The organism is Streptomyces sp. NPDC101194 (genome assembly GCF_044767885.1).
In the GTDB taxonomy this organism is placed as follows: domain Bacteria; phylum Actinomycetota; class Actinomycetes; order Streptomycetales; family Streptomycetaceae; genus Streptomyces.
On the sequence record NZ_JBIWOS010000001.1, the window covers coordinates 271,327 to 282,779 of the forward strand.

13 protein-coding genes are annotated in these 11,453 nt (G+C 72.7%); 11 read left to right on the forward strand and 2 right to left on the reverse strand.

The features are described 5' to 3' along the window. The first annotated feature begins 63 nt into the window (after positions 1–63). A complete protein-coding gene (locus tag ACIRP2_RS01245) occupies positions 64–504 on the forward strand; it encodes a hypothetical protein (protein WP_404245307.1) in 441 nt (146 codons plus the stop codon). A gap of 111 nt (positions 505–615) precedes the next feature. After that, a complete protein-coding gene (locus ACIRP2_RS01250) occupies positions 616–1,542 on the forward strand; it encodes a spermidine synthase (protein WP_404247123.1) in 927 nt (308 codons plus the stop codon). A 108-nt stretch (positions 1,543–1,650) separates the two neighbouring features. On the opposite strand, the gene ACIRP2_RS01255 is transcribed toward ACIRP2_RS01250, so the two are convergent. After that, positions 1,651–2,208, reverse strand: coding sequence for a hypothetical protein (locus tag ACIRP2_RS01255; RefSeq protein WP_404245309.1), 558 nt, complete (start codon positions 2,206–2,208; stop codon positions 1,651–1,653). Positions 2,209–2,297: 89 nt separating this feature from the next. On the opposite strand from ACIRP2_RS01255, the gene ACIRP2_RS01260 reads away from it, so the two are divergent. The 3 genes from ACIRP2_RS01260 (at position 2,298) to ACIRP2_RS01270 (ending at position 4,861) form a co-directional block, all read left to right on the forward strand. Next, positions 2,298–3,017, forward strand: a complete 720-nt coding sequence (locus ACIRP2_RS01260; RefSeq protein ID WP_404245311.1) for a response regulator transcription factor — start codon at positions 2,298–2,300, stop codon at positions 3,015–3,017. After that, positions 3,014–4,471, forward strand: a complete 1,458-nt coding sequence (locus ACIRP2_RS01265; protein WP_404245313.1) for a sensor histidine kinase — start codon at positions 3,014–3,016, stop codon at positions 4,469–4,471. The genes ACIRP2_RS01260 and ACIRP2_RS01265 overlap by 4 nt, the downstream gene beginning before the upstream one ends. Positions 4,472–4,597: 126 nt before the next feature. Further along, a complete protein-coding gene (locus ACIRP2_RS01270) occupies positions 4,598–4,861 on the forward strand; it encodes a hypothetical protein (RefSeq protein WP_404245315.1) in 264 nt (87 codons plus the stop codon). 120 nt (positions 4,862–4,981) lie between these two features. On the opposite strand, the gene leuA is transcribed toward ACIRP2_RS01270, so the two are convergent. Beyond that, positions 4,982–6,775: a 2-isopropylmalate synthase gene (gene leuA, locus ACIRP2_RS01275; protein ID WP_404245317.1), complete on the reverse strand. Its 1,794-nt coding sequence runs from the start codon at positions 6,773–6,775 to the stop codon at positions 4,982–4,984. A gap of 154 nt (positions 6,776–6,929) precedes the next feature. Here leuA and ACIRP2_RS01280 point away from each other — a divergent pair, with 154 nt between their 5' ends. The 6 genes from ACIRP2_RS01280 (at position 6,930) to ACIRP2_RS01305 (ending at position 11,269) form a co-directional block, all read left to right on the forward strand. Beyond that, positions 6,930–7,622, forward strand: a complete 693-nt coding sequence (locus tag ACIRP2_RS01280) for a FadR/GntR family transcriptional regulator (protein ID WP_404245319.1) — start codon at positions 6,930–6,932, stop codon at positions 7,620–7,622. Positions 7,623–8,059: 437 nt separating this feature from the next. After that, on the forward strand, positions 8,060–8,422 hold the full coding sequence (locus ACIRP2_RS01285) for a DUF2089 domain-containing protein (protein ID WP_404245321.1): 363 nt from the start codon (positions 8,060–8,062) through the stop codon (positions 8,420–8,422). After that, positions 8,419–8,679, forward strand: a complete 261-nt coding sequence (locus ACIRP2_RS01290) for a hypothetical protein (RefSeq protein WP_404245323.1) — start codon at positions 8,419–8,421, stop codon at positions 8,677–8,679. Before ACIRP2_RS01285 ends, ACIRP2_RS01290 begins: the two co-directional genes overlap by 4 nt. A 20-nt stretch (positions 8,680–8,699) precedes the next feature. Further along, positions 8,700–9,131 carry an SHOCT-like domain-containing protein gene (locus ACIRP2_RS01295; RefSeq protein WP_404245325.1) on the forward strand — a complete coding sequence of 144 codons (432 nt, stop codon included), beginning with the start codon at positions 8,700–8,702 and terminating at the stop codon, positions 9,129–9,131. Between the two features lie 348 nt (positions 9,132–9,479). Then, positions 9,480–10,481, forward strand: a complete 1,002-nt coding sequence (locus ACIRP2_RS01300) for an ATP-binding cassette domain-containing protein (RefSeq protein ID WP_404245327.1) — start codon at positions 9,480–9,482, stop codon at positions 10,479–10,481. Continuing rightward, positions 10,478–11,269: an ABC transporter permease gene (locus ACIRP2_RS01305; RefSeq protein ID WP_404245329.1), complete on the forward strand. Its 792-nt coding sequence runs from the start codon at positions 10,478–10,480 to the stop codon at positions 11,267–11,269. The genes ACIRP2_RS01300 and ACIRP2_RS01305 overlap by 4 nt, the downstream gene beginning before the upstream one ends. The last annotated feature ends 184 nt before the right edge of the window (positions 11,270–11,453 follow it).

The window sequence follows — 11,453 nt, forward strand, 5'->3', positions numbered from 1 at the left end:
GTCGGCGCGTTGGTCCATGCGGAGACGGAATCGGCTCCGCCCGGCGATGAGAGGAGAGGTCCCTTGTTGCATCTCGGCACGGAGACCGGCTCGCGGACGACCCCGGCCGCAACGGGTGCCACGGCGCCCGCCGCCCTCACGGAGGACCACGGCGCCGAACCCTGCGACCTGGTGACGGTACCGGCCCGCCAGGGACTGGAGGCCGTGGACATCCTGCGCCGCGGCGCCGACCTGGAGGCCGTCGGCCCGGTTCTGCACGACGGCGCCTGCGACACCCTCGGCTTCCTGGTGCCGCCGGGCACCGCGGAGGCGTGGGACGTACCGGGCAGTGCCTGCACGCAGACCGACGGCCGCGGGCTGCGCGTCCCCGCCGAGCCGCCCGTCACCGGCAGCGGCTGGCTGCTGCCGCCGGGGGAGGACGCCCCGGTCACCGACCCGGCCGCGCTGCGGGCCGCGCTCGACCAGGCGGCCCGGCTGATCGAGGCGGCCGACAGCTGCCGCTGACCACCGCCTCCTTGCCCGCACGCCCATAATGGGCCGGTGGCCGGATCTCCCCCGGCACGGCCGGTTCCGTACCGGCCCGGAGCGATGAGCAGTGAGCAGGCGCGAGCAGCAGTGGCACGTCGAGGAACGCCGGGCAGCGGCGCGGGCGCGCGCAAGCGGTCCGACCGCAAGGCCGACGCCAGGTCCGAACGCGCGGGTGGGCGCAGGTCGGAGCCCCTCGCCGAACGCGTGGACGACGGTCTCGCCGAGCTGGTGCCCGACCGGGAGCGCCCGCACGCCTGGACGCTGACGCTCGACGGCGCCCCCCAGTCCCATGTGGACCTCGACGACCCCACGTATCTGTCCTTCGAGTACCAGCGCAGGATCGGCCACATCGCCGACCTCGTCGCACCCCCCGGGCAGTCCCTGCACGTCGTGCACCTGGGCGGCGGCGCCTTCACGCTCGCCCGCTACATCGCCGCGACCCGGCCCCGCTCCACCCAGCAGATCGTCGAGCTGGATGCCGCGCTCGTCCAACTGGTCCGCCGGGAGCTGCCGCTGGACCCGCAGGCCAGGATCCGGGTCCGGTCCACCGATGCCCGTGCCGGGCTCGGGAAGATCCAGGACGACTGGGCGGACCTCGTCATCGCGGACGTGTTCAGCGGCGCCCGTACCCCCGCGCACCTCACCAGCACCGAGTTCCTCGCCGAGGTGCGCCGGGTCCTGAAGCCCGGCGGGAGCTACGTGGCCAACCTCGCGGACGGGCCGCCGCTGACCCATCTCCGCGGCCAGATCGCCACCGCGGCCACGGTCTTCCCCGAACTGGCGCTCGCCGCCGACCCGACCGTGTGGCGCGGCCGCCGCTTCGGCAACGCGGTGCTGCTCGCCTCGGACCTGCCGCCGAAGATCGCGGAGCTGACCCGCCGGGTCGCGACCGATCCGCACCCCGGACGCGTCGAACACGGGCGGGCACTTGCCGACTTCACCGGTGGCGCGGCGGCGGTGAGCGACGCGGACGCCAGACCGTCACCGGCCCCACCGCCGTCGGCCTTCGGCTGAGGGCTGTACGCGGCGGAGCCGTCCGGCGGCCAGGGTCCGGGCGGTGCACGCGGCGGAGCCGTCCGTCCGGACCGATCCGAACGAAGGACGCCGGTGCCGGGACGGCCCTCAGACGATCTCGACCCGGGGCGGATGGTCGTTCCAGGTGCAGAAGACCGACACCACCCGGTCGCCGTCCCGGCCGAAGTCCACCCGGATCCAGGTGGTGTTCGTCCATACCTGCATCGACCAGTCCGGCGCCGGTGTCGCCGAGACCAGCTTCGCCGAGTCCTTGCCGAGCTCGAAGACGACCCGGCCGCCGTCCGTCCCGTAACTCCTCACCGTGCTCCGGCGCGTGGCGGAGCCGGTCGGTGAGGGGCCGGCCGGTGAGGGGCCGGCTCCCGCAGGGCTGCGGGACGGCCGCCGGGGCGGGGAAGCGGACGCGGGCGGCTTCGGGGCGGTGCGGGGTGGGGTGGTCGCGAGGGTCGGTGACGGCGTCGGCCGGGGGCGACGTGTCGAGGACGAGAGTTCCTCCGCGGGGCCCCGGGTGCCCGCCGAGATCGGCACCGCGCGCGGCGGGTCGTACGCCGTGCCCGCCATCACCGTGTGCACACACCACCACGTCAGCGTGACCGCCGCCCCGGTGGCGAGCGACCACGCGAGCGCGTGCACGAGCCCTCGTCGCATCCGGCACATCCTGCACCACCGGGCCCCGCGCTGTCCCGGTACCGCTGGGGACGGGACCCGGTACCGGCGCATGGCGTACGGTGCCGCCCATGCCAAGTGTGCTCGTGGTCGAGGACGACCAGTTCGTACGATCCGCCCTCATCCGGCACCTGACCGAGGCCTCCCACACGGTACGGAGTGTCGGCACCGCGCTCGAAGCGCTGCGCGAGGTCGCCCACTTCCGCTTCGACGTGGTCGTACTCGATCTCGGCCTGCCCGATCTCGACGGCGGCGAGGCGCTGAAGATGCTCCGGGGCATCACCGACGTACCCGTGATCGTCGCGACGGCGCGGGACGACGAGAGCGAGATCGTCCGGCTGCTCAACGACGGCGCCGACGACTATCTGACCAAGCCGTTCTCGGTGGAGCACCTGTCCGCGCGGATGGCCGCCGTGCTGCGCCGCTCGCGCGCCGCCGGGGGCGAGGCGCCGCCGCCCCGCGTCATCCGGGTCGGCGGGCTCTCCATCGACCCGCTGCGCCGCCAGGCCGAACTGGACGGAACCGCACTCGACCTGACCCGCCGTGAGTTCGACCTGCTGACCTTTCTGGCCGGCCGGCCCGGAGTCGTCGTCCCGCGCAGGGAACTCCTCGCCGAGGTCTGGCAGCAGTCCTACGGAGACGACCAGACCATCGACGTCCATCTCTCCTGGCTGCGACGGAAGTTGGGCGAGACAGCCGCCAGGCCGCGCTATCTGCACACCCTGCGCGGCGTCGGTGTGAAGCTCCAGCCGCCCGCCCCGCCCTCCCCCGCCCCGGAGCGGCCCGCGTGAGGTGGGCCCTGGTCAAGGTCGCACTGGCCGTCACCGCGATGGTCGTGATCGCCTTCGCCGTACCGCTCGGTCTCGTCATCGAGGAGATGGCCCGCGACCGGGCCTTCTCCGACGCCGAGCGGCAGGCCGCCACCATCGGTCCGACCCTCTCCATCACCACCGACCGCGCCGAGCTCGAAACGGCCGTGCTCACCACCGAACCGGGCGGCGCGGGCCGGATGGCCGTGCACATCCCCGCCGCCGAGGAGCCGGACAGCCGGCCGCTGGAGATCGGCACCCGGCGCGCCGCCCGCAAGGATCTGGAGACCGTGCGCGAGTCGGGACGCGCCTCGATCAGCGAGGTGACGGGAGGCTCCGCACTGCTCCAGCCGACCGCGCTCGGCTCCGGGGACATCGCCGTCGTCGAGGTCTTCGTGCCCCAGGACGAGGTCACCAACGGCGTCACCACCGCCTGGGTGATGCTGGCGGGCGTCGGCATCGCACTGATCGTCGGGTCCGTCGCGGTCGCCGACCGGCTCGGCGTGCGGATGGTGGAGCCCGCCCGGCGGCTCGCGGGTGCCGCCCGCGACCTGGGGGAGGGCCGGCTGGGCACCAGGATCGCGGAGGAGGGGCCGACCGAACTGCGCTCGGCCGCCGCCGCGTTCAACTCCATGGCCGACCAGGTCGTCCGGCTCCTCGCCAACGAACGCGAACTGGCCGCCGACCTCTCGCACCGGCTGCGCACCCCGCTCACCGTGCTCCGGCTCAACGCCGCCTCGCTCGGGGAGGGTCCGGCCGCCGAGCAGACCCGCGCCGCGGTCGAGCAGTTGGAGCACGAGGTCGACAGCATCATCAGGACCGCCCGTGAACAGCGCCCGCAGACGCAGGGGCGCGACGACGGACCCGGGGCCGGCTGCGACGCCTCCGAAGTGATCCGGGAACGGATGGACTTCTGGTCGGCGCTCGCCGAGGACGAGGGGCGCGAGGTGCGCCTGGCGGGCGTGGACCGTACGGCGCGCATCCCGGCCGAGAGGACCGAACTGGTGGCCGCGCTCGACGCGTTGCTCGGCAACGTCTTCCGGCACACCCCCGAGGGAACCGCCTTCGCCGTCGACGTGCATCACAGCGGTGACGCCGTGATCGTGCTGGTCTCGGACGCGGGCGGCGGGATCGCCGACCCGGAGGCGGCCCTCGTCCGCGGTGGCAGCGGCCGGAGCGGGGCGAGGGGCACGAGGGGCGCGTTGGGTTCGACCGGGCTCGGCCTCGACATCGTCCGCCGGGTCGCGGAGTCGACCGGCGGCGACGTGCGGATCGGCCGCTCGGTGCTCGGTGGCACGGAAGTACGCGTCTGGATCGGTCTCGACGGGCAGCGGCCGGAGCGGGACCGGCGTGGCCACCGGGTGGGGCGGCGTCGCGGCACGATCCGTCGGAAGGCGGCGCGCCGATTCCGCTCCGGCACAGGTCCGAACCTTTAACCAGCGCCGATGCGCTCCTTAAGGGAACCCTAAGAACGCCGACTCGGGCCCGAAGGGCGTCATTTGTCGGATTCGCTGTCGCTAGCGTGCTCCCGCACCCTCCCGCAGGACAGAGGCAGGTACGCGATGGGCACCAGTACGCACCGGCGCGCGGCGAGCACCGGGACCGGGGCGATCGGCGCGGTCGTCGCCCCGGCCGTGACCGGCGGCACGGCCTTCGCCCTCACCGCGACGGTCCGGGCCGCCGCGGCCGGTGCCGCGCGCACCGGGCCGGCGGCGACCCGGGACGAGGAACGCGTGGGCGGGGCCAGGCCGGGCGCCGACACCTCGTGCGGCTCCGTCGTCCAGGAGCCGCACGCCTGCACGAAGGTGTTCGGCGTCTACGAATGACCGCCCGACAGCCAAGGACCAACACCCCCTCCGCGCGCCCCGGCCGGCCCCACACCCCCACATCCGGCCGGGGCGCGCGCCCCCTTCCCCCCGATGCCCGGACGAAGCCCGACGGCCCCGCTAATCCGCCCGGTTCACCGCCGACAGCACGGCCTGGATCGACGCGGTGAGGACGGACGTGTCCTGGCCCGCCCCCCAGCGCCGCTCCCCGCCGGTGCCGACCCGGCACTCCGCGTACGCCATCGCCGGGCTGCCCCGCCCCGTCGACGTCGCGTGCTCGGTGAAGTCGACGATGTCCACCTCGATGCCCGCCGCCGCCAGCGCATGGATGAACGCCGACACTGGGCCGTTTCCGGTGCCCTCGTAGTCGCCCTCCCGGTCGCCCACCCGCAGCGTGCAGACGAACCGGTGCTCACCGGCCGGGTTCCGGTCGGTGGACCAGGAGGCCAGGGCCACGTTCCCGTCCCGTCCGGGGACCAGGTACGCCGCCTCGAAGAGCTCCCACAGATCCTTCGACGTGGCCTCCAGACCGCTGTCGTCGGTCGCGGTCTGCACCGTGCGGGAGAAATCCGCGCGCAGCCCGGCCGGCAGGTCCACCCCGTAGTCGCTCCGCAGCAGATGAGCGATGCCGCCCTTGCCCGACTGGCTGTTGACCCGGATGACCGCCTCGTACGAACGCCCCACGTCCGCCGGATCGATCGGCAGGTACGGCACCGACCAGCGCTCGTCGCCGGTGTGCGCGTGATGGGCCAGGCCCTTGCTGATGGCGTCCTGGTGTGTGCCGGAGAACGCGGTGTACACGAGATCGCCGCCGTAGGGGTGGCGGGGTGGCACCGGAAGCCGGTTGCAGTGCTCGACCGTGCGGCGGATCTCGTCGATGTCGGAGAAGTCGATCATCGGGTCGACGCCTTGGGCATGCAGGTTGAGGGCCAGGTTGACCAGGTCGACGTTGCCGGTGCGCTCGCCGTTGCCGAACAGGCAGCCCTCCACGCGTTGCGCGCCCGCCAGGACGGCGAGTTCGGCGCACGCGGTGCCGGTGCCGCGGTCGTTGTGCGGATGGACGGAGAGGATCACGGCGTCGCGCCGCTCCAGGTGACGGTGCATGTACTCGATCTGGTCCGCGTACACGTTCGGCGTGGCGATCTCCACCGTGGCGGGCAGGTTGTGGATGACCGGCCGGTCCGGGGAGGCGTCCCACAGCTCGGTGAGGCCGTTGCAGAGCTCCAGGACGAAGTCCGGCTCGGTGAGGACGAAGACCTCGGGGGAGAACTCGAACCGGATGTCCGCCGCGGGCCGCGCCCGCGCCAGGCGCTCCATCCGCGTCGCCGCCTCGCGCACCACACCGTGCACCTCGGCACGGCTGCGGCCGAGCACGACATCGCGCCAGACGGGGGCGGTCGGGATGTACAGGTGGACCACCGCGCGGTCCACCCCCTCGATGGACTCGAAGGTCCGCTCGATCAGATCCTGCTTGGCCGGGGTGAACACGACCACGGTGACGTCGTCCGGTACGGCGCCGCTCTCGACCAGATGCCGGACGAAGTCGAAGTCCGTTCGGCTCGCGGACGGATAGCCGATCTCGATCTCCTTGTACCCCATGGCGACGAGCAGATCGAACATCCGGCGCTTGCGCGGGGTGTCCATGGGTTCGGCCAGTGCCTGATTGCCGTCCCGCAGGTCGACGGGTACCCAGAGCGGGGCCTTCTCGATACGGGCCTGGGGCCAGGTGCGCCCGGTCAGCGGGACCTCGACGCGGTCGAAGGCCGGACGGTAGCGGTGGGACGGCATGGAGCCGGCGCGCTGCGGGTTCCAGCGGGGCGCGTCGGCGGGCACGGGCCCGCGCGGGGTGCAGACGGTGGGGAAGCTGTGCATCGGTGACAGACGGTCGGACATGAAGACGGACTCTTCTCGCATCGCCGGATGCGACCGGCACAGCACGGCACCCCGCGGCGGGGTGCCGGTCGCTTCAGGCCCCGCCGCGGCAGCCGAGAAGAAGGAGACCGCTGTGCGTCATGCCCGGTACAGTAGCCACGAAGCAAGTCCTCAGACAACCTGACAGGTGAAACCCGTGTCGTCGCTCGGTCCGCTCCGTCCCAGCCCCCTGGTCGAACAGGCCACGCACCATCTGCGCGAACAGATCACGGAGGGGCACTGGCCGGTCGGCGCGAGGATTCCCGGCGAGACCACCCTGGCCAAGACACTCGGAGTGGGCCGCTCCACCGTCCGCGAGGCGGTGCGCACCCTGGCCACGCTCGGCCTGCTCCAGTCCCGCCAGGGCGCGGGTGTCTTCGTCATCGCCGACCACGTGACGGAGGACTGGCCGACCCGACTGCGCCGGGCCTCGGTCACCGACGTCTACGAGGTGCGCATGCTGATCGAGGTCCAGGCCGCCCGGCTGGCCGCGCGGCGCCGCACGGACGAGGACCTGGTCGCCCTCGACGCGGCACTCACCGCGCGGCGGGCAGCGGGGGCGGGAGGGGACGCCGGGTTCGTCGACGCGGACATCGCCCTGCACCGGGCCGTGGTGGTCGCGGCCCACAATCCCGTACTCACCGACCTCTTCGGCGAGTTCGCCCCCGTGCTGCGGCAAGGGCTCATCGACCTCGTCGAATTGTTCGGCCTGCGCCGCGAGGACCCGCACCACGGCGATGCGAGCCATGACGCACTGGTGCGCGCCGTCGTGGCCGGTGACGCGGATTCGGCGGGCCGGGCCGCGCAGGCCGAGCTGGAGGCCACACTGGCCCGGCTGCGCGCGGCGTAGACCCGACGAGTTTGACGCGTCGGGGAGGCGCGACCGGCTGCGGGGTGCCGGGGGCGAAACCGGCCCCGGGGGTCGGTGGAACCGTGGTGGGTGCCGAGATCGGTCCTGGTTCTGCGGTGCAGGGCCGGGATGCCGCGTCGGGTTTCTCCGGAAGGCCATGAGGGCGACGCCGCCCGGCTCTCCCCGCTCGGGCGCGCGAGCAGCGCTGTGCTGGGCCGCTACGGCTTCCGCGCCTCCACTCCGGCCGGCGACGGCCCGCGCCCGCGACCCGGCCGCGGTCGAGCCGGACGACGACGGCACGGCCGGGTCGTCCGGCTTCGGCCCCGCACCCGGCAAGATTGAAGACCGGATTAGAAAAATCAATTTCTATGACTTGGCATCTTAAAAAACTCAAGGTACAAATGAATCGAGCGTGTTGCTGAGAGAAGGGGGCCGGCGTGGACTGGCAGGAACTGACGGACCTGACGCAAGGGCGGCCGTTCGTGGTCGAGCGTGTCCGCCTCGCCGGGAGCGGTGTCGCGGTCGAGGGACAGTTCGAGCCGCCGCAGCTGGCTCAGCTCGGCGTCGACGACCAGGTGTTCGTTGCCGCGTTCGTACGGTCGCACGGTTCGATCAAGGAGATGGAGCGGATCTTCGGGGTCAGCTACCCGACGATCAAGTCCCGGCTGAAGCGGATCGGCGAGGCCCTCGATTTCGTCGACACCGACCCGGCACCCACCAGTGCCGATGTCGTCGACCGCCTGCAGCGGGGGGAGATCAGCGCCCAGGAGGCGCTGGCCGAGCTGGAGAAGCCCCGATGATGCCGTTCCTGGTGACGATGCGCTGGCACCGTCCCGACGGTCGCCGGTGGCGGCTGCACGTCCCCGTCCTGCCGGTGCTGCTGGTGCTGTCGCCGCTGCTGCTGCTCGCCGTGATGGGCGGACTCGTCGCGTGCCTCGCCACCCGGGTGAGCCCGGCGGGCGCGCTGCGCGGCACCGGGCAGCTGCTGTGGGCACTGCCCGGCACCCGGTTCGAGATCGAGCAGGGCCGAACGGCCGTGCTGGTAAGCGTCAGATGAGTCAGAGGGGAAGAGCAACGATGAACGAGCAGCGCCGCCAGATCCTGCAGATGCTGGCGGAGGGCAAGATCACCGCGGACGAGGCCGAGCGGCTGATCGACGCCCTCGAACGCCAACGGCCCGAGTCCCCGGCGGGGGCCGCACCCCGCCCGAAATCCCGACCCAAGTACCTGCGCGTGGTGGTGAACTCGGAGGACGACTCCGGCGGTGACGGGCCGAGCCGGGTCAACATCCAGGTCCCGCTGCAACTGCTGCGTGCCGGGGTCCGGCTCGCGAGCCTCGTCCCTCCGCAGGCGCTCACCAAGGTCAACGCGGAGCTGAACAAGTCGGGGGTGCCGATCGACCTCACCGAGCTCAAGCCGCAGCACCTCGAAGAGCTCATCGAGCACCTCGACGACGTCATCGTCGACGTCGGCGACGCCGACGGAAAGGTGCAGGTGTTCTGCGAGTGACACGTGCCGCGGTGCCGGACGCCGAGCCGGCCCAACGGGGCGGGCGCGGCCGGTCGGCAGCCGCGGGCGTTCGCCCCGTCATGCGACGGAGCCGCATTCTCCGACCCGGCCGCCGCGCCGCTGAGTCCTGCGGTGAAGGGGTGTCCGGGGCGCCGGCCCCGACGCCGTGGTGATCCGGCTCGTGGAGCGGGTGCCGCCCCGCGGTGCCTGACAGGCACTCGATTGTCGCGCGGACACCGTTCGTCATGACGTCCACGTCCGCCGCTGCCCACTGAGCGCTCTCGTCTCCCGCTCGGCCTCGACTCACGTGCTTCCCCGGTCACTTCATCCCTCGAACGGAAGAACTCCATGACTTCATCTGTCATGTCCACGTCCATCCAGGGTGGCGGTCGTCCGTCGCCGGCCGCCGTCTCCGTTGTCGGTCTGCGCAAGTCGTACGGCGACAAGACCGTGCTCGACGGCATCGATCTGCACATTCCGGCCGGGTCCGTGTTCGCGCTGCTCGGGCCGAACGGCGCGGGCAAGACCACCGTTGTCAAGATCCTGTCCACCCTCATCACGGCCGACGGCGGCCAGGCCCAGGTCGCGGGCCACGACCTCGCCGCCGAACCGCAGGCCGTGCGTGCCGCGATCGGCGTCACCGGACAGTTCTCCGCCGTCGACGGGCTGGTCACCGGCGAGGAGAACATGCTCCTCATGGCGGACCTGCACCACCTGCCCAAGCGTGAGGGGCGGCGGGTCGCCGCCGAACTGCTGGAGCGGTTCGACCTGGTCGACGCCGCGAAGAAGCCCGCCTCCACCTACTCCGGCGGCATGAAGCGCCGCCTCGACATCGCCATGACCCTGGTCGGCAACCCGCGGATCATCTTCCTCGACGAACCGACCACCGGCCTCGACCCGCGCTCCCGCCACAACATGTGGCAGATCATCCGTGAACTCGTCGCCGACGGCGTCGCCGTCTTCCTCACCACCCAGTACCTGGACGAGGCCGACGAACTCGCCCACCGCATCGCCGTCCTCGACGGCGGCAGGATCGCCGCCGAAGGCACCGCCGAGGAACTCAAGCGGATCGTCCCCGGCGGCCACGTCCGGCTCCGCTTCACCGACCCGGCCGCCTACCGGAACGCCGCCTCCGCACTGCGCGACAGCACCCGGGACGACGAATCCCTCGCCCTGCAGATCCCCAGCGACGGCAGCCAGCGCGCACTGCGCTCCATCCTCGACCGACTCGACACCGCCCACATCGAGGCCGACGAACTGACCGTCCACACCCCCGACCTCGACGACGTCTTCTTCGCCCTCACCGGCCCGGCGGGCATCCCCGACCAGCCCAAGGAGAACGCCCGATGAGCGCCCTCGCCCTCGCCGTACGCGACTCGAACACCATGCTGCGCCGCAACCTCCTGCACGCGTGGCGCTACCCGTCCGCAACTCTGAACCTGCTGCTCACGCCCATCATGCTGTTGCTGCTCTTCGCCTACATCTTCGGTGACGTGATGAGCGCGGGCATCGGGGGCGACGGTGCGGACCGCTCCGCGTACATGGCCTACATCGTCCCGGGAATCCTGATGATGACCATCGGCAGCACCGTGATCGGGGCCGCGGTGTACATCTCCATGGACATGACCGAGGGTCTCATCGCCCGTTTCCGCACGATGGCGGTCTACCGCGGCTCCGTGATCACCGGGCATGTGGTCGGCAGCGTGCTGCAGTCCGTCGCCGGCGTGGTCCTCGTCGGCGCCGTCGCCGTGGCCATCGGCTTCCGCTCCACGGACGCCACGGCCCTGGAGTGGCTGGCGGCGTTCGGGCTGCTCGTGCTCTTCGCCCTGGCGCTCACCTGGATCGCGGTCGGGATGGGCATGGCCAGCCCGAACCCCGAGGCGGCCGGCAACGCGGCCATGCCGCTGATCCTCCTGCCGCTCGTCTCCAGCGCCTTCATCCCGGCCGAGACGATGCCGGGCTGGTTCCAGCCGATCGCCGAGTACCAGCCCTTCACCCCGGCCATCGAGACCCTGCGCGGCCTGCTGCTCGGCACCGAGATCGGCAACAACGGGTGGATCGCGGTCGTCTGGTGCGTCGGCCTGATCGCGCTCGGCCACCGCTGGTCGACCGCGCAGTTCAACCGCGACCCGGAATGAGTGTGCGGGCTGCCTCCCGCGGCTCGTCCCACCCCGGGGCGGGGGCCCCCCCCCCCCCCCCCGGGGGGGGGCCCCCCGGGGGGGGGGCCCCCCCCCCCCCGGGGGGGGGGGGGGGCCGCGCGGGGCGGCCGGGGGCCCGCGGCACCCCCCCACCGGCCCGCCACCCCGCGGCGGGCCCCCCCCC